This window comes from Arsenicicoccus sp. UBA7492, assembly GCF_002479615.1.
In the GTDB taxonomy this organism is placed as follows: Bacteria; Actinomycetota; Actinomycetes; order Actinomycetales; family Dermatophilaceae; genus Arsenicicoccus; species Arsenicicoccus bolidensis.
In genome coordinates, this window is sequence record NZ_DLOE01000028.1 from 74,921 (window position 1) to 93,211 (window position 18,291).

Sequence of the window (18,291 nt, forward strand, 5' to 3'; positions counted from 1 at the left end):
GGTCGATGCCTCTACCGCCGGTAGGTCTAGGCGTTGATGTCCGAGGGGTGCGTCGCCAGCGGCGTGACCTCGACCGTCATGTACGCGAACAGCGGCAGCCCCCAGAGGATCTCGTGGAGCCGCTCGTTGCTCTCGACGTCGAAGATCGAGATGTTGGAGTACTGCCCGGCGCACCGCCAGATGTGCCGCCACTCACCACCGCGCTGCAGGTCCTGGGAGTACGCCTTCTCGCGGGCGATGGTGGCGTCCCGCTCCGCTGGATCCAGGTCGTGGGGGATCGCGACGTCCATCTTCACGGCATACAGCATGGTGGTGCTCCTCGGTGCAGGTGGTGGGTGACGGCAGGGGCGGTCAGGCGCGGACCGGGTCGATCACGAAGTCGTAGTCGACGACCTTGCCCTGGCCGTCGGCCGCCGGCTTGGGGTCGAGCATGAGCTCGGGCTTGACCGCCGTCGCGATGTCGTCCTGGTTGTGCGGGTCGCCGGGGAAGTAGAGCTGCGCGGTGAGCAGCTCGTGGTCGGGCGCCGACACCTTGAGGTGCAGGTGGGCGGGGCGCCAGGCGTGCCAGCCGGCGGCGGCGATGAGCTTGCCGCACGCGCCGTCGGTGGGGATCTGGTAGGGGGCGGGGACGATCGAGTGGATCTCGAAGCGACCCTCGTCGTCGGTGGTGAAGCTGCCGCGGAGGTTCCAGTCCGGCAGGCCTGGGGCGTACTGGCTGTAGAAGCCGTCCGCGTTGGCCTGCCACAGCTCGACCTTGGCGTGGGGGAGGGCGGAGCCGTCCGTCGTGCGCACCTGGCCCTGGAAGGTCATGGCCTCGCCCGGCTCGTCGTCGCGCATCGGGATGGTGCCGTGCGAGCCCTGCTCGGGCGACCCGGGCACGTAGTACGGACCCTCGATGGAGCCCTTGTTGCCCTCGCGGTGGTCGGTGTTGACGTCCTCGACGACGTGCTCGAGCCACACGTCGAGGAAGAGCGGCCACTCGCCGTCCTCGCCGACCTGGATCAGCCAGCTCTTGAGGGCGTCGTACTCCTCGTAGGTGAGGCGGTGCTTGCGGATGACCTCGTGCAGGGCCTGCAGCGCGTCGGTCGCGATGGCGTCCACGCGCTCCGTGGGCACGTCGAGCGCGCGCGGCTTCTTGCGGAAGGCGGCGGTCGCGTTGGCGCCGGAGTCGGCGGCGCGAGCCTCGAGCGTGGCCTGGGAGGTCGGGTTGGTGTCGGTGCTCATGATCTCTCCTTCGGGTGGCGTCGGTGCCACCTGTCCGTGGTGGGTGCGGTGCGGTTCGTATGTCGTGCCCGGCGTGAGCCGGCGTGGCGTCAGAGGTCGACGCGGTAGTGCTCGAGCTTGTCCTCGTCGACGGTGACCCCGATGCCGGGGCGGCCGCTGACGGCGAGGGTGCCGTCCTGGATCTGCAGGGGCTCGGTGAGCAGGTCGTCGCTCATGTCGAGGAAGTTGGACAGCTCGCCCGCCCGCCGCGTGGTCGCGTCGTAGGCCGAGCCGAACGCGACCGCGCAGGCCGTGCCGAGCTGCCCGTCGATCTGGTTGCCCATGACGACCTCGACCCCGAGGCCCTCGCACTGGTGCAGGATCCGACGCGAGTCGGTGAAGCCGGTGCGGGCGGTCTTGATGCTGATGGCGTCGGCCGAGCCGCCGAGGATCTCTCGGGTCACCTCGCCGGGGGTCGTCGCGCTCTCGTCGGCGACGGTGGGGATGGCCGTATGCCGGGCCAGCCACCGCCGTCCGAGCACGTCGTCGGCGGGGCACAGCTCCTCGGCCAGGGTGAGGTCGAGGTCGGCCATGGCGTCGAGGGCGCGGGCGGCCTCGGAGGGCGTCCAGCCGCGGTTGCCGTCGACGTAGAGCTCCACGGCGTCGCCGAAGTGCTCGCGCAGGGCTCGGCACACGTCGACGTCGAGGCGGAAGGGGCGGCGGCCGACCTTGACCTTGAAGGTCGTGATGCCGTAGGTCGAGCGCATCCGCTCGGCCTCGTCGACCATGGCCGCCGGGTCGGCGAAGCCGAGCATGTGGCTGACCCGCATCCGGTCGGAGTAGCCGCCGAGCAGCTCGGTGACCGGGCGTCCGAAGGCCTGGCCGATGACGTCCCACAGGGCCATGTCCAGGGCGGCCTTGGCCGTGGGGTTGCCGACGGTGCGGCGCAGGCGGGCGTGGATCTGCTCGCGGTGCAGGGCGTCGGTGCCGAGGACGGCGGGGGCGAAGATCTGCTGGATGACGGCGACGATCGAGGCCTGGGTCTCGCCATACGTGAAGGGACGAGGCGGAGCCTCGGCCACCCCGACGAGCCCACCGGCGGTGTGGACCCGCACGAGCACGTGCTCGGCCACGGAGACCGAGCCGCTGGCGAAGGCCAGGGGCTTGCGGTAGGGGATGGCGAAGGGGATCGTCTCGACCTCGGTGACCGTGAGATCGGCGGTGGCCGGGCGCGTCGGGCTGGTCGCGCTGGTGGCGCTGGTGGGGCTGGTGGGGGTGCTGGTGGTCATCGGGGGGCCTTCCGGCTCGGGTCGGCCTGCAGGAGGTCGTGCTCCTCGAGGGTCTGCACGAAGGCCTCCACCAGGGGATTCGGCTGGTCTGCGCGCCAGGCGAGCGCCAGGTCGACGGTCGCGGTGCCGGGCAGGTCGGCGAAGGTCACGCCCTCGAGCCCGGAGGCGCGGGTGGACGCGGGGACCAGGGCGATGCCGAGGCCGCCGGCGACCAGCGAGAGCAGGGTCGACATCTCGGTGACCTCGTGCTCGACGGTGGGATAGAAGCCGGCGTCGAGGCAGGTGCGCACCACGGCGTCGGTGACCACGGAGCGCGAGCTCGGCGCGAGGACCACGAAGGACTCCTCGACGAGGTCGTCGACCGTGACGTCCGGGTCGCCGACGAGGCGGTGGCCGGAGGGGAGCGCGAGCACGAGCGGCTCGCGGGCGATCAGGTGGGTGCGCAGCCGGTCGTCGCGGACGGGCAGCCGCAGGATGCCGACGTCGATGCGGCCGGCGTCGAGGTCCTGGACCTGCTGCGGGGTGAGGCGGTCGGTCTGGAGCTGCAGGCCGACGCCCGGCATCCGGGTCTTGACCAGGGCGGCCATGCGGGGGAGGTAGCCGTAGGTGGCGGACCCGGTGAGCGCGATGCGCAGGACCCCGACCTGGCCGCGGGCGATGCGGCGGGTGCGCTCGACGGTGTCGTCGAGGGCCGCGAGGGTGCGTCGGGCGTCGCCGACGAAGACCTCGCCGGCGGGCGTCAGGGCGACGGTGCGGGTGGTCCGCTCGAACAGCTCCACCTGCAGCTCGTCCTCGAGCTGGCGGACGGCCTGGGACAGGGGCGGCTGGGAGATGTGCAGCGATCGTGCGGCGCGGCCGAAGTGGCGGTGCTCGGCCACGGCGACGACGTAGCGCAGGTGACGCAGCTCCATCGGTGACCTCCTCGTCAGCTGTCGGCGGTGCGTTCGACCTCCACGGTAGGCCGGGTGGATTGATCTACACAAATACCTGATTCGGCCTCATTGATAGGCGGTGCGTGTCAATGGCACCCTGGGTCAACCCTGGGCAGATGACCGGGGCGGGGGTGCCTCACGACCGTGAGAGTGGAGAGGAGCACGCGGCCAGAACGCCTCTGCCGCATCGCAGTCCGTGCCGACGACGCCACAGGAGGAACCATGCCGTACCCCACCGGCACCCCGAAGTTCGATCTGGACCAGGCCGTGGTGGAGCGCCCCGAGGAGGGCATCTACCGCGCCAACCGGGCGATCTTCACCGACGAGGAGCTCTTCGAGCTCGAGATGAAGCACATCTTCGAGGGCAACTGGATCTACCTCGCCCACGAGTCGCAGATGGCGAACCCGGGCGACTACTTCACGACCTACATCGGCCGGCAGCCGATCGTCATCACGCGCGACAAGGACGGCGAGCTGCACTGCCTGATCAACGCGTGCGCGCACCGCGGCGCGATGATCTGCCGCCGCAAGACGGACAACCGCACGACGCTGATCTGCCCCTTCCACGGCTGGACCTTCCGCAACGACGGTCGCCTGCTCAAGGTCAGGGACCCCGACGGCGCCGGCTACCCCGAGCAGTTCAACACCGACGGCTCGCACGACCTGACCAAGGTGGCCCAGTTCGAGAGCTACCGCGGGTTCCTGTTCGGCAGCCTCAACCCCGACGTGCCCTCGCTCGAGGAGCACCTCGGCGACGCCACCAAGGTCATCGACATGCTGGTCGACCAGTCGCCCGAGGGCCTCGAGGTCCTGCGCGGCGCCTCGACCTACACCTACGACGGCAACTGGAAGGTCCAGGCGGAGAACGGCGCCGACGGCTACCACGTGTCCGCGACCCACCGGAACTACGCGGCCACCACGTCGCGCCGCTCCACCGGCGAGTCCGCCAACACCACCAAGGCGCTGGACGCCGGCAAGTGGGGCAAGTCCGGCGGCGGCTACTGGTCCTTCGAGCACGGGCACCTGTCCCTGTGGACCTGGGCCGGCAACCCCGAGGACCGCCCCCTGTGGGACCAGATGGACCGGCTCAAGGCCGAGCAGGGCGACGCCAAGGGCGAGTTCATGGTCAAGGGCTCCCGCAACCTGTGCCTCTACCCGAACGTGTACCTCATGGACCAGTTCTCCACGCAGATCCGGCACTTCCGCCCGATCGCGCCGGACCAGACCGAGGTCACGATCTCCTGCATCGCCCCCAAGGGCGAGTCCGCGGAGTCCCGCGAGTGGCGGATCCGGCAGTACGAGGACTTCTTCAACGCCTCCGGCATGGCCACCCCGGACGACCTGGAGGAGTTCCGCTCCTGCCAGAAGACCTTCCTGGCCACCGCGGCCCCCTGGAACGACATGAGCCGCGGCGCCGAGCACTGGCTGACCGGCCCGGACGACGTCGCCCGCTCCCTCGGCATGACCAACGTCCGCAGCAGCGGCATCAAGAACGAGGACGAGGGCCTGTACCCGTCCAGCACGGCTACTGGCTCGAGACGATGCGCCGGGCCGTCGAGACCGAGCGCGAGGCCGCGGCCGCGCGCACCGAGCCCGCCGGCGCCTGAGGAGACGACGATGACCACCACCGAGCTGACCACCACCGCCCAGAGCACCAGCGCCCAGAGCACCATCACCCAGACCAGCATCGAGCAGTTCCTCTACCGCGAGGCCCGCTACCTCGACGACCGCGAGTTCGAGAAGTGGCTGAACTGCTACGCCGACGACGTCGTCTACTGGATGCCCACCTGGGCCGACGACGACCGCCTGACCAGCGACCCGCAGCGCGAGATGTCGCTGATCTACTACGGCAACAAGGGCGGCCTCGAGGACCGGATCTTTCGCATCCGCACCGAGCGGTCCAGCGCCACGAGCCTGCCCGAGCCGCGCACCAGCCACAACATCACCAACGTCGAGGTGATCGAGCGCCGGGGCGACCTGGTGGACGTGCCGCCCCGGCCGAGCCCGGCGAGGGCGGCGACCGGGCACCCGGCGGGACGCCCGCCGACGAGACGGTGACCGACGCGGACGCGGCATACGGCAGTGGCACGGCAGCCGCCGCCGACGGGACCGTGGGTGGAGCAGCCGAGCCGGCCGTCCAGGAGACCGACCCCGAGACCGGCCTCACGCAGGTCGCGGCGCCCACGGTCGGCGTCCAGGTCACGGGCGCGGGCGCGGTCCTGCTCGAGGACCCGAGCGGTCGCGGGCTGGCCGGCCAGGAGATCTTCGCGGCCGACGCCGAGCTCGCCCCGCTGGGCTCCGGCGGGTCTGGTCCGGAGCGCACGGACCCCACCGACCCCTCAGACCCCACCGAGCGAACCGCCACGGCCCGGACCCTCATGGGTCAGGACCTCTGGCCCGCCCGCGAGGGCGACGCGGGGCAGCCCGCCGCGCTCGACGAGGCCTCCACGCTGGTCACCGACCCCGACGCGCGCAGCCTCGCCGGTCAGGCGATCTTCGCCGCCGGGGAGATCGAGCCGCTGCACGAGCCCCGGCCCGTGCCTGCGGCGGCGACGACCGACGCGGGCGGGACCACGGCCGGCGCCGGGAGCACCGACGTCACCGGGACCGGCACCGGTGGCTCCGAGATCGGCGAGGAGCACCCCGACGTGGGGGAGTCCGACGCGATCTTCGAGGCCCGCGAGGCCCTGGAGCTCGGGGCGCTCGCCCTCACCATCGGCCGGCTGTCCACGACGCAGCTCGCGGGCTACCGCCTGCTCGCCGAGGCGACCGTGCCCTACGTCCAGGGCGACCGGTTCGTGGACGCGGCGGCCTACACCGAGACCAACGCGGCCTTCCACGACTACCTGTTCACGCTGACCGGCAACGAGCACCTGCTCCAGGCCTACCAGCGGCTCGGGGTGCGCGGTCACATGGACCAGACCCTGCGCAACGCCACCTGGTGCGACCCCCGCTGCGCCCAGGACCACCTCGACATCGTGACGGCCTTCGAGGGTGGCGACCGGGACGCCGCTCGCACCCTGATCAGCGAGCACGCGGCCCGGTCCAACGAGACCACCCGGCGGGCCATGCGCGAGCAGGCCGCCACGCGCCGTCCGGCGTTCGTCACCCCGGGCCGGTTCGCCGGCCAGGTCGTGGTGGTCACCGGCGCCGCGCAGGGCATCGGCGAGGCCGTCGCCCGGCGGATCCACGCCGAGGGTGGCGCCATCTGGTTCAAGCCGTTCCAGGAGTTCACCCCCGAGCAGATCGACGCGGAGATCGCCCGGTCGCTGATGACCACGCTCTACGGCTGCCGCGCGGTCCTCGAGCCCATGGTCGAGGCAGGCCGGGGCACGATCGTCAACGTCTCCTCGATCGCCACCGGAGGCATCCACCGGGTGCCGTATGCCGCGGCCAAGGGCGGCGTCAACGCCATCACCCGGGCGCTCGCGGTCGAGGCGGCCGAGCACGGCGTGCGCGTCGTCGCCACCGCCCCTGGCGGCACCGAGGCGCCGCCGCGACGGGTCCCGCGCGGTCCCTCGCCGGAGGGCGAGGCCGAGCAGGAGTGGTTCCAGGCGCACATCGACCAGACGCTGGCGTCGGCGCCGATGCACCGCTACGGCACCCTCGACGAGCAGGCCGCGGCGATCACCTTCCTCGCCTCGCAGGAGGCGGGATACATCACCGGCACGGTCCTGCCCGTCGGTGAGGAGACCTGGGCTAGCGCGTGCCCTAGCCTGTGGCAGATGAGCGACGGTGCCACGGCGAGCCGATGGGTCGACCCGGACCAGGCGGCGAGCCTGCGGGACGCCCTCGGTGAGCTCGTGGCCCGCCCGGGAGGACTGGTGGTCGTGATCGGGCCGCTCGGATCAGGACGCGATGCCCTCACCGACGCCGCCGTCGAGCAGGTGTCCCGACGGTCGGGCCAGCAGCCGCACGTGCTGCGGGCCCGACCGGGGGACGAGAGCTGGGCCGTGGGCGAGACCGTCGTCCAGACCGTGGGCGGCGGCGGGACCGTGGGCGGGGACCGCCACGAGGCCCGCCAAGGCGATGCGAACGCCGCCAACCCTCCCTTCGTCGTCGTGCACGACGCCCACCTCGCCGACCCCGACCTCCTGGTCCCGCTCGTGGACCGCGCGGGAGCTCCCGGACCCGACCGCCCCACGGTGGTCCTCGTCCACGACGGCACCCTCGGCCTGCCCCTCGTGCCGGACCACCGGTGCGTCGTGCGCCCCCTCGACGTCCCCCGCGTCCAGGCGAGGATCGACGCGCACGGCCTCGGGCACCGGCTCTCCGCGATGCGCCTGGTCGAGCACACCGCCGGGCTCGCCGACCTGGTCGAGGACCTGCTCTCCCACCTCGCCACCGACCTGACCGCGTCGACCCACGACGTCCGTCTGGGATCGACCCCGACGGCGCGGTCGGACGCTCACGCGGTCGTCTCCCGGCTCGACGGACCCGCCCGCGACGTCGTGGAGCTCGTCTCGGTGCTCGGCACCCTCGACCTGGACGACCTCGCCGCTCTGACGGGCAGGGCCGACCCCACCGCGTCGGTCGACGACGCCGTCCGCAGCGCGCCGGTGCGGCTGGTCGACGACGGCTACCGCGTGCGCGTCGCCCCCGTGGCGCCCATGCTCGCGGCCGCCGTCGTCGAGGCGATGCCGCTCGCCCGACGTCAGGCGGCCCATCGACGGGCAGCCGCCGTCCCGCAGGACGACCTCGAGCGGGCCCGGCACGTGCTGCGCGGCAGCGCGCTCGTCGACGAGGCCGCCGTCGAGGAGGTCGTCCGGCTCGGCCGAGGTGCCGCCCAGCGCGGCGACTGGCGGCGCGCCTCGGCCGCCCTCACCCTCGCCGTCCGCACCACCCGCGAGGCGGACCGGCGCCAGAGCCTGCTGCCCGAGGCGCTCGACGCGGCCGCCGGCGCGGGGCAGCTCGTCACCGCGGACGAGCTGGTCCCCGCAGTCTCGGCCGGCCCGCCGAGCGTGCTGCGCGACGCCGCCCTCGGCTACCACGCGATCATGGTCGGCCGCCCCGACCGGGCCGAGGTCTGCCTCGACCAGGCCTGGCGGCAGTGCAACCCGCGCACCCGCCCCGCCCAGGCCGTCCAGGTCGCCGGTCGTCGCGCGCTGCACGCCCTGTGCAGCTGGGACGGGGCCGAGCTGGAGCAGTGGGGCGCCCGCGCCGCGCTGCTCGGCGGCGACGACCACGCGTCCCGGCTCGAGGCCGAGTGCATCGGCGCGATCGGCACCGCCATCCTCGTCGACGCCGGACGCGCGCGCGCCCGCCTGGCCGAGATCCTGCACGACCACCCCATCGGCCCCCACCGGCAGCGGGTCGCCCTCGCCGCGGGCTGGGTCGAGCTGGCCACGGGCGACGCCGACACCGCCGCCCACCGGCGCGAGGACGCCTGCGGCCGCCCGGGCGACGAGGGCTCCGTCCGCATCGCGATGTGGGCCCTGGGGTGGCTGGCGTGAGCGCGGTTCGACGCCGGGCAGTGGGCCGCCGCCATACGGCTCGTGGAGCGCGGCAGCGCGCTGGGGGACACCACCCAGCTGAGGCTCGGCGAGCCCCTGCTCCACTGGACCGGCGCGCAGGTCAACGCCCTGATGGGGCGGTGGGCGGCCGCCGACCGGCACGCCCAGCGCGCCGCCTGCCCGGTCGACGCCTACCCGGTCATGCGGATCCCCGCGGCGCTGGCCCGCGCGCAGGTCTGCGAGGCGCGCGCCGACGATCTTCGGGGGTGCGGTGAGGGGTCACGGTCAGACGAGGGACACGGTCAGACGAGGGACGCGGTGCGCGAGGCCGCCGCCGCGGCGACCTCCGCCTCGTGGGCCGACGCCACGGCCGCCTCATCCCGCTGCTCGCGCCACCAGCGCTGCCCGCTCTCGGGGAGGGTGTAGATCGGGTCGTAGTAGGCGTAGTCGGTGCTGGTGACGTCGACCTCCTCGCCCTCGATCGAGGTGCGATAGTTCTTGCGCCACAGCGAGATTCCGCGCTCGCGGTCGTACTCCTCGACCTGGTGGACCCACCGCTTGCCGACGAACGGCACGTCGCACACGATGCGCGGCGTGGCGAAGCCCGGCAGGTAGCCCATGATCGCGTGCTGCAGGTGCTGGGCCTCGGACAGGGACAGCCGCCAGTGCTCGCTGAACGGGATCATGTCGCACATGTAGAAGTAGTACGGGTTGATGGCCGCCTCGTCGCGCATGGTGAAGCACAGGTCCAGCAGGGCCTCGGGGGTGTCGTTGATGCCGCGCATGAGGACGCCCTGGTTGCGGATCGAGCGCACCCCGGCCTCGTGCATCAGCCGGGTCGCGTGGGCGACCGAGGGCGTGACGGACTGGGCGTTGTTGATGTGCGTGTGGACGGCGAGCCCGACGCCGCGGCAGGCGGCGGTCCAGGAGACCCGGCCCAGGCCCTCGACGACGTCGGGCGCGGACCAGTGCTGGGGCAGGCCCATGAGCGCCTTGGTGGCGAGCCGGATGTCGCGGATGTTGTCGATCTCCAGCAGGCGCATGAGGAAGGACTCGAGGTTCTTCCACGGCATGTTGGCGACGTCGCCGCCCGAGACCACCACGTCGCGGACCTGCGGGGATCCCTTGAGGTAGTCGATCATCGCGTCCAGCCGGTCGACCGGCTTGCCCGCCAGCTTGAGCTTTGTGACCTGCGCGGTGGAGTTGCCGACGAGGTCCATGCGCGTGCAGTGACCGCAGTACTGCGGGCAGGTGGGCAGCAGCTCGGCCAGCACCTTGGTGGGGTAGCGGTGGGTCAGCCCCTCGGCCACCCACATGTCGGCCTCGTGCAGCGAGTCGCGGGAGGCGTGGGGGTGGCTCGGCCAGTCGGTGCGGCGGTCGGAGTAGACCGGCAGCATGTAGCGGCGGACCGGGTCGGCGAGGAACGCGGCGCTGAACTCCGCGCCGGCCGCCGGCATGGGGGAGTCGACGGCCGGGACCATCGTGTTGAGCATCTGGGGCGGCACGAGCATCGACATCGTGGCGCGCTCGGCCTGGTCGCGCTCGAGGTCGGCGTAGACGTCCTCGGTGAGCAGGTCGCCCATGAGCTCGCGCAGCTGCTTGACGTTCTTGACGCATCGGGTGCGCTGCCACTGGGCGCTCGCCCAGTCCTTGTCGGTCACGTCGCGCCAGCCCGGCAGCCGCCGCCAGTCGGGCTCCACGAGCTCGCGCCGACGGTAGACGTATGGTTGCTCCATCGCACTCATGACCCCTACGGTAGCGGAGAGTTTGCGGCCTGCAACACTGCGGGCAGAAGGTTTTTCATAATCACCCGTCTCAGAGTGGAGAATCGGCATGGAGAGCGCACAGGTCGCCCGCCCCGGCAGCGGTGCCCCCACGCCCCCTGCGACCAGCTCGTCGCCATACGGCCTGCACCGCGTGATCGTCGGCCCGGGGGAGCGCCCGACCCTCCCGCAGGCCGCGCGCCGGCTCGACGACCGGCCGGAGATCTGGCCGGACGAGGTCCGCGTGTCCGTCGAGACCCTCAACCTCGACGCCGCGAGCTATCGCCAGCTGAGAGGGTCGTATGCCGGGAGCGCCCTGCGCCAGGCGGTGCTGGACATCGTCGGCGAGCGCGGCAAGATGCAGAATCCCGTGACGGGGTCCGGCGGCATGCTGATCGGCACCGTGGACGAGGTGGGGCCCCAGAGCCCCCTGGGGCTGCGGCCCGGGGACCGCGTGGCCACCCTCGTGAGCCTGTCCCTGACGCCCCTGCGGATCACCGACGGCCTCGAGCGGTGGGACGGCGAGGACGAGCGCGTCCCGGCGCAGGGCCACGCCATCCTCTTCGGCCGCTCGATCGCCGCGACCCTGCCGGACGACCTCGACCCCGAGCTCGCCCTGATGGTGATGGACGTGTGCGGTGCCCCCGCCCTGGTCGATCGGGTCGTGCGCGAGCACCGGGCCCGCGCGGGGGAGCCGCCCGCCGTCCTGGTCCTCGGCGGTGCGGGCAAGTCCGGCTCGCTGTCGCTGGCCGCCGCCCGGCGGGCCGGGGCCGACCACCTCACCGCGGTGGTGCCCGTCCAGGCCGAGGCGGACCTGCTGCGGGGCACGGGGCTGGCGGACGACGTGGTCCTGGCCGACGCGCGCGACCCGCTCGGGCTGCTCGAGGCGGTCGAGGCCGCGCACGGCCCGGCCGACGTCACGGTGGTCTGCGTCGACGTGCCGGGGTGCGAGCACCCCTCGATCCTCGTCACGCGCGACGGGGGTACGATCATCTACTTCTCGATGGCCACCAGCTTCAGCGCGGCCGCGCTGGGCGCGGAGGGGCTGGCCGCCGACGTGCGCATGCTCGTGGGCAACGGCTACACCCCCGGGCACGCGGCCCTCGCGCTCGACCTGCTCCGCTCCGACGCGTCGGTGCGCGCGTTGTTCGAGGGTCGTCTCGCGCCACGGGCAGACTGAGCCCATGCGACGACGCACCCTCTACCGCAACGGCCACGTCTACGTCCCGACCCGCGGCTTCCCCACGGCCATGCTCGTCGACGACACCCGGGTGCTCTGGGTGGGGACGCAGTCAGAGGCGGACGGGCAGGTCGACGAGGCGGACCGGGTCGTGGACCTGCACGGAGCGCTGGTCACCACGCCGTTCGTCGACCCGGTCCACTTCGTCACCGAGACCGCGGAGTGGCGCGCGGTGACCGGGTCCACGGAAACCCGCTCGTTGACGGAGGCCCTGGACCGGCTCGCGGAGGCCGCCCGCCGGACCGGCGGCCCGGTGACCGGCTTCGGCCACGACGAGGGACGCTGGCCCGAGCAGCGCCCACCGACGCCCGAGGAGCCTGGACCGCGCGGTGGGCGGTCGTCCCGCCGTCATCCTGCGGGCGGACAAGGGGGCCTGCGTCAGCTCGCCGGCCTTCACCGCCGCGGCCGAGCGCCTGGGGGTGGACACGTGCGACCTGTCGGACCGGAGCCGCAGACCCAGCGTCGGGGCCCTGCTCAAGGTGCTCGTCGCCCTGCGCACGCCCGCCCAGCAGCAGGCGATCCTCGACGGCGCCCTGTCCGCCGCCGCCGGCTACGGCATCGGGTGCCTGCACGACCACATCTCCAGCCCCCGGCTCCTGGACGGTTTCACCACCGTGCGCCCGCAGCTGCCGGGGCCCGTCGTGCAGCGCTACCTCCGTCACGTCTGCCGGCCCGGCGAGGACCCCACCGAGCTCCTGCGCGAGCACGACCTGCACGGCTTCACGCTCCAGGTCGACGGGCCGGTCAACAGCCACCGGGCAGCCCTGCACGAGACCTACATCGACCTGCCCGGCCAGCTCGGCCCCGACCCGATGCCCGCCGGCATGATCGCCGAGCACCTCGTCACCGCTTCGCTGGCCGGCGTCCGCACCAGCCTGGTCGCCCTGGGAGACCGCGCGGCCGACGCCATGATGACGGCATGCGCACCGCGGTGCGGACCGTGGGGCTGGACCGGTTCCGCTCGATCCGGCACCGCACCGTCACCTTCGCCCTGGCCGACCCCCGGGTGCTGGGCACCCTCATCGACCTCGGGGTGGTGGCCGTCCGCATGCCCCAGGTGGACAGCAGGTGGGGCGGCCCGGACGGCGAGTTCACCCGCAGCCTCGGCCCGGCCCGGGCCCGCGAGATGATGCGCCTCGGCTCGCTCGGCGTCGACGGCCTGGTCACGGCCCTCGCCAGCTCGTCGCCCTGGCTGGAAGCCGACCCCTGGCAGACGCTGCGCTCCGCCCGCTGGCACCGCTCGGAGGAGGACCAGATCTCGGTGGGCGAGGCCTTCCGGGCCCACACCGTCGGCGGCTGGCACGCGTCCGGCCACGACACCCGGGGCTACCTCGACGTCGGGCTCCCCGCCGACTTCGTGGTGTGGGAGGTGCCGCCGGGCGAGCTCGGCGGGGGATCGCGCTCCCCGCTCGAGACGCCGGGCCTGCCGCGGCTGACCCCGGACGTCTCCACACCCCGAGCCCTGCTGACCGTCGTCGGCGGCCGCACGATCCACGAGAGCGAAGGAGCTCTGACATGACCCGCACGCCCGCGCCGGGTGCGCGCGCCCACCTCGACCTGGACCCCCAGGTCGTGCGTCGCGCGAGGAGCCTCGCCCGCCGGGCTGGTCGACCCGTCGTCCGGCTGGCGCAGGAGCACACCACCGTGTCGGTCGAGCGCGCGACGCTGCGCCTGGCGGGACTCGCGGGCGCCGACCACGAGCGCGTCCCGTGGGTCAACCACCTCGTCCAGGGCGTGCGCGACCAGGTGGGGCTCGAGGCCGGCGTCACCACGCCGGTGCACGACGCCCTGGCGCGGGGGGAGGCACCGGACCTGCTCACCCTCGCCCAGAAGTCCGCGGCCGGCGCCGTGACCTTCCGCCTCCCGGAGGGCAAGGACCGCACGGCGGCGCGCCGCCTGGCCATGCGCTCGGTCAAGAAGGGGATGACGCGCATCGACCGGCAGCGCGCCGCACGGGAGCGCCTGATCGCCAAGGTCGGCGACGCGCCCGCCCGCCCGTGGGTCTACCTCATCGTGGCGACCGGCGACATCTACGAGGACATGCCCCAGGCGCAGGCCGCGGCCCGCGGGGGAGCGGACGTCATCGCGGTGATCCGCTCGACCGGGCAGTCCCTGCTCGACTACGTCCCCGAGGGCGCGACCCGCGAGGGCTACGCCGGGACCTACGCGACGCAGGAGAACTTCCGCCTGATGCGGGCCGCCCTGGACGAGACGAGCAAGGAGCTGGGCCGCTACGTCCGCCTCACCAACTACGCGTCCGGGCTGTGCATGCCGGAGATCGCGGCGCTGGCCGGCCTCGAGCGGCTGGACATGATGCTCAACGACTCGATGTACGGCATCCTCTTCCGCGACATCAACCCCGTCCGCACCTTCGTGGACCAGCGCTTCTCCCGCCAGGTCCACGCCCGCGCCGGGATCATCATCAACACCGGCGAGGACAACTACCTCACGACCGCGGACGCCGTCGAGGCCGCCCACACGGTGACGGTCAGCCAGCTGCTCAACGAGTACTTCGCCAAGGAGGCGGGGCTCGCGGACTGGCAGCTCGGTCTCGGCCACGCCTTCGAGATCAACCCGGACGTGCCCGACTCGTTCCGCATGGAGCTGGCCCACGCCATGCTCGCCCGCGACCTGTTCCCACGCGCGCCCCTGAAGTGGATGCCCCCCACCAAGCACATGACAGGGGACGTCTTCCGCGGCTACCTGCTCGACGGCTTCTTCAACCTCGTCGGGGGGCTCACCGACCAGGGGATCCTGCTGGTGGGCATGATGACCGAGGCCGTCGTCACGCCCTTCCTGTCCGACCGCGACCTGGCGCTGCAGAACGTCCGCTACGCCCTCGAGGCCGGGCGCGGGCTGCGCGAGGACTTCCGCCCGCCGCCCGACGGCTTCGTCCAGACGCGGGCCCGGGCCGTGCTGTCCGAGGCCGTGGACCTGCTCGACCGGATCGCCGACGACACCCTGCTCGACGCCATCGCCGACGGGACCTTCGGCCTGATGAAGCGTCCGGCGGACGCCGGCAAGGGCCTGGACGGCGTGGTCCGCAAGGGCCCCGACTACGACAACCCCGCCACGACCCTGCTCGAGGAGGGAGCCACCCGATGAGCGACATCATCAGGCCGTATGGCGACACCACCGGTGACGGCATGATCCAGGTCTCCTTCACGCTGCCGGTGCCCCACGACAAGCGCGCGGAGGGAGCCGCCCTGCAGCTGGCCGACAAGATGGGGATCCGGCCCGCCCTGCTCGTCCACGCCAAGCCGATCGGTCCGGACTTCACCTTCTTCGTGGTCTACGGCTCCGTGAACCACCTGGTGGACCTGCGCGACGTCCACGTGATGGAGCGCGACTACCCGCTGCTCCCGGCCAAGGACGTCAACGCCGCGATCAAGCGCCAGCTGCGCCGTCCGCTCGTGGTGGTGGGGGCGTGCATCGGCACCGACGCCCACACCGTCGGGATCGACGCGATCCTCAACATCAAGGGTTTCGCGGGGGAGAAGGGGCTCGAGTACTACTCCGAGATCACCGTGGTCAACCTCGGCGCCCAGGTCCTCGTGCCCGAGCTCGTGGAGCGGGCCCGCGCGGAGCAGGCCGACGCCGTGCTGGTCTCGCAGGTGGTCACGCAGCGGGACGCCCACCTCACCAACACCCGGGAGATGTCGGCGGCCTTCCGCGAGGCCTATCCCGCGGGCACCGCGCCGCTGCTCGTCGTCGGCGGTCCGCGCTTCGACGAGGCGGCCGCCGGCGAGCTCGGCGTGGACCGCGTCTTCGGCAAGGGGACGACGCCCGGCGAGGTGGCGTCATACCTCGTCCACGCCATCTCCCAGCGCCACGCCCGCCCCCAGGCACCCACCCGCACCCGGACCGCAGCCGAGGAGCCAGCCCGATGACCACCACCCCCGCGTCCCCGCCCCAGGTCGGCATGACCCTCGTCCACCGCCGCTACGTGCCCTACAGCCACGCGCACTACGCCGGCAACCTCGTGGACGGGGCCTACTCCCTGGCCGCGTTCGGCGACGTGGCGACCGAGATGTGCATCCGCACCGACGGGGACGAGGGGCTGTTCGCGTCCTACAGCGACGTGCAGTTCTCGGCACCGGTGCGGGCCGGCGACTGCCTCGAGATCAGCTGCACCCTGGTCCGGGTAGGCTCCCGGTCGCGGGAGATGGACTTATCGGTGCACGTGGTGGCCCGTGGCACGCCGGACCGGGGCGCCTCGGCGGCCGAGGTGCTCGACCCACCGGTGGTCGCGACGACGGCCCGTGGAGTGGTGGTCGTGCCCCAGCGTCACGAGACCTGACACGCAGGTTCACCCTCCGTCCGGAGCGCTGTGGCACAGGGTCATTGCCTCCGCTCGTTCGGCCGAACGCGCCGATGGTGTCCGCATGCTGGCGACACGCCGACGTCAACCGACTATTTTCGATTCAGGGTCACGCCCCTGACCAGCGGATCTCTGCGTCGTCGCAGGTCAGCGGCTGTTTGACAGCCGCTGTGGGGGAGGCTCTAGGTTGGCCGAGGTTGTCCGACCATTCGAGTGGGGTCCGATCCGGGTCTCCGACGTGGGCGGTGGTGATCACTCCCTGGGGGGAGCGCCCGATCGGGTGAATCCAGGTCATCGTGCGTGCCCGTCGGTGCCACCTCCGCGATCACCCCACCTCGGACAGCAGCACGACCCGCACGCCTAGTAGACAACGGCGCAGCCCCGGCATCCGGTCGGGTCCGCGCCGGCCCCAACGGCCTGCGGGTCGTGCTGTGCCTCAGCGGCGCGCGCTGGCCCCGTGGCGGTGCGCAGGGACCTACCCGCCCGTACGGCTAGGGTGTCGCCGTGCGTCGACTCCTCCTGGCCCTCCCGCTCGCGATCGGCGCGGGTCTGGCCCTGTGGCTGTCCTGGCCGGACCACGACGTCTGGTGGCTCGGCCCCGTGGGGATCGCCCTGCTGGCCCTCGCCACCCACGGAGCCGGCGCCCGTCGTGGCTTCCTCCTCGGCGTCGTGACCGGCCTCGCGGCCTACCTGCCGGCGCTGCACTGGTCCGGGATCTACGTCGGCGACCTGCCCTGGGTCGCCCTGTCGGTGCTGCAGGCGCTCTACGTCGGGATCACCGGCGCCCTGTGCGGGCTGCTCTCGGCCCCCGACGACACCCGGCCACGGGGACGGGCGCCCCGCCGGTTGCCCTACCCCGTCGTCGTCGCGGCCGCCTGGGCCGTGGGGGAGTGGCTGCGGTCCACGACCCCGTTCGGTGGGTTCCCCTGGATCAAGATCGCCTTCGGGATGGCCGACGCACCGATCCTGCCCCTGATCCGGTATGTCGGGACGCCCGGCCTCACCGCGGCGGTGGCGCTCGTCGGCGGCCTCCTCGCGGTGGCCGTCCGCCATGCGCCGGCCACCCGACCCGGCCGGCGCCCGCGCCGCACCGCGGGACGGCATACGGCCCTGTCCCTCGGCTCCCTCGTCGCCGCCGCCGCGCTGGTGTGGGGCCCGCCCCTGCTGCCCGTGCCCACCGACGGCCGGACCGTCGACGTGCTGGCGGTCCAGGGCAACGTGCCGCGAGCGGGGCTGGACTTCAACGCCGAGCGGCGCCAGGTGCTCGACAACCACGTCGGGGTCACCGTCGAGGCGATCCGCTCCCGCACGGCCGCCGGCACCCAGCGCCCCGACCTGGTCGTCTGGCCCGAGAACGCCTCCGACATCGACCCCGTCCGCAACCCCGACGCCGGTCAGGCGATCACCTACGCGGCCCGGACCGCCCAGGCGCCCATCCTGGTCGGCACCCTGCGCACCGACGACCAGGCGCGCATCAAGAACACGACGCTGCTGTGGGACGCCGACCGGGGACCGGTCGCGGACTACGCCAAGCGGCACCCGGTGCCGTTCGCGGAGTACATCCCCTACCGCAGCTTCTTCCGTCACTTCAGCGACAAGGTCGACCTGCTCACCCACGACTTCACCGCGGGCGACACCGTGGGCGTGATGGACGTGCCGACCCGCGCCGGTGCGGTCCGGGTGGGGCTCGGGATCTGCTTCGAGGTCGCCTACGACGACCTGATGCGCGACGCGGTGCACCACGGCGGGCAGATCCTCGCCGTGCAGACCAACAACGCGACCTTCGGCTACAGCGACGAGTCCTACCAGCAGCTGGCCATCTCGCGGATCCGGGCCGTCGAGCTCGGTCGCTCGGTGGTGCACGTCTCGACCGTCGGGGCCTCCGCGATGATCACCCCCGACGGCGTGGCGCACGACCGGACCGGGCTGTTCACCGCGGCCGCGCTCGACGCCCACCTGCCCCTGCGCTCCGAGCTCACCCCCGCGGCCCGGATCGGCGACCTGCCCGTCTGGGTGTGCGTCGCCCTGCTCACACTCGGCCTCGCGCTGCGGCTGCGGCGCCCGCGCCGACACTAGGCTGGCGGAACCAT

13 protein-coding genes and 2 pseudogenes are annotated in these 18,291 nt (G+C 72.9%); 10 read left to right on the forward strand and 5 right to left on the reverse strand.

Annotated elements, in window-relative coordinates:
• Positions 1-26 precede the first annotated feature (26 nt).
• The 4 genes from catC to B4E97_RS08090 all read right to left on the reverse strand — a co-directional run bounded on the left by catC (position 27) and on the right by B4E97_RS08090 (position 3,403).
• Entirely contained in the window at positions 27-308 is a 282-nt protein-coding gene (gene catC / locus B4E97_RS08075; protein WP_019284929.1) for a muconolactone Delta-isomerase, read from the reverse strand.
• A 43-nt stretch (positions 309-351) separates the two neighbouring features.
• Complete coding sequence (gene catA, locus B4E97_RS08080; RefSeq protein ID WP_286959439.1) at positions 352-1,224, reverse strand: catechol 1,2-dioxygenase; 873 nt, start codon at positions 1,222-1,224, stop codon at positions 352-354.
• An 89-nt stretch (positions 1,225-1,313) separates the two neighbouring features.
• Complete coding sequence (locus B4E97_RS08085) at positions 1,314-2,492, reverse strand: mandelate racemase/muconate lactonizing enzyme family protein (protein ID WP_286959441.1); 1,179 nt, start codon at positions 2,490-2,492, stop codon at positions 1,314-1,316.
• The gene (locus B4E97_RS08090; RefSeq protein WP_286959443.1) at positions 2,489-3,403 is read right to left on the reverse strand and encodes a LysR substrate-binding domain-containing protein; all 915 of its coding nucleotides are present in this window, start codon (positions 3,401-3,403) and stop codon (positions 2,489-2,491) included. Before B4E97_RS08090 ends, B4E97_RS08085 begins: the two co-directional genes overlap by 4 nt.
• 417 nt (positions 3,404-3,820) lie before the next feature.
• Between B4E97_RS08090 and B4E97_RS18980 the strand changes: the two are divergent.
• The 3 genes and pseudogenes from B4E97_RS18980 to B4E97_RS08100 form a co-directional block, all read left to right on the forward strand.
• Positions 3,821-4,738 (forward strand): annotated as a pseudogene (locus B4E97_RS18980) (Rieske 2Fe-2S domain-containing protein); the annotation flags it as partial.
• Positions 4,739-5,041: 303 nt separating this feature from the next.
• Positions 5,042-5,413 (forward strand): annotated as a pseudogene (locus B4E97_RS18985) (aromatic-ring-hydroxylating dioxygenase subunit beta); the annotation flags it as partial.
• 65 nt (positions 5,414-5,478) lie between these two features.
• Complete coding sequence (locus B4E97_RS08100) at positions 5,479-8,877, forward strand: SDR family NAD(P)-dependent oxidoreductase (RefSeq protein WP_286959445.1); 3,399 nt, start codon at positions 5,479-5,481, stop codon at positions 8,875-8,877.
• A 302-nt stretch (positions 8,878-9,179) separates the two neighbouring features.
• On the opposite strand, the gene B4E97_RS08105 is transcribed toward B4E97_RS08100, so the two are convergent.
• Positions 9,180-10,622 carry a KamA family radical SAM protein gene (locus B4E97_RS08105; protein WP_239266426.1) on the reverse strand — a complete coding sequence of 481 codons (1,443 nt, stop codon included), beginning with the start codon at positions 10,620-10,622 and terminating at the stop codon, positions 9,180-9,182.
• Between the two features lie 88 nt (positions 10,623-10,710).
• Between B4E97_RS08105 and B4E97_RS08110 the strand changes: the two genes are divergently transcribed.
• The 7 genes from B4E97_RS08110 (at position 10,711) to lnt (ending at position 18,277) form a co-directional block, all read left to right on the forward strand.
• Positions 10,711-11,820 carry an L-erythro-3,5-diaminohexanoate dehydrogenase gene (locus B4E97_RS08110; protein ID WP_286959447.1) on the forward strand — a complete coding sequence of 370 codons (1,110 nt, stop codon included), beginning with the start codon at positions 10,711-10,713 and terminating at the stop codon, positions 11,818-11,820.
• Positions 11,821-12,209: 389 nt separating this feature from the next.
• Positions 12,210-13,010 (forward strand): hypothetical protein, encoded by an 801-nt coding sequence (locus tag B4E97_RS08115; protein ID WP_286959448.1) that lies wholly within the window; start codon positions 12,210-12,212, stop codon positions 13,008-13,010.
• Complete coding sequence (locus B4E97_RS08120) at positions 12,938-13,399, forward strand: amidohydrolase family protein (RefSeq protein WP_286959450.1); 462 nt, start codon at positions 12,938-12,940, stop codon at positions 13,397-13,399. The genes B4E97_RS08115 and B4E97_RS08120 overlap by 73 nt, the downstream gene beginning before the upstream one ends.
• Positions 13,396-14,985: a lysine 5,6-aminomutase subunit alpha gene (locus tag B4E97_RS08125; RefSeq protein WP_239264928.1), complete on the forward strand. Its 1,590-nt coding sequence runs from the start codon at positions 13,396-13,398 to the stop codon at positions 14,983-14,985. The genes B4E97_RS08120 and B4E97_RS08125 overlap by 4 nt, the downstream gene beginning before the upstream one ends.
• Entirely contained in the window at positions 14,982-15,770 is a 789-nt protein-coding gene (locus B4E97_RS08130) for an OAM dimerization domain-containing protein (RefSeq protein WP_286955905.1), read from the forward strand. The genes B4E97_RS08125 and B4E97_RS08130 overlap by 4 nt, the downstream gene beginning before the upstream one ends.
• Entirely contained in the window at positions 15,767-16,180 is a 414-nt protein-coding gene (locus B4E97_RS08135) for a hotdog domain-containing protein (protein WP_286959454.1), read from the forward strand. Before B4E97_RS08130 ends, B4E97_RS08135 begins: the two co-directional genes overlap by 4 nt.
• 525 nt (positions 16,181-16,705) lie before the next feature.
• Positions 16,706-18,277, forward strand: coding sequence for an apolipoprotein N-acyltransferase (lnt, locus tag B4E97_RS08140; RefSeq protein ID WP_286959456.1), 1,572 nt, complete (start codon positions 16,706-16,708; stop codon positions 18,275-18,277).
• The last annotated feature ends 14 nt before the right edge of the window (positions 18,278-18,291 follow it).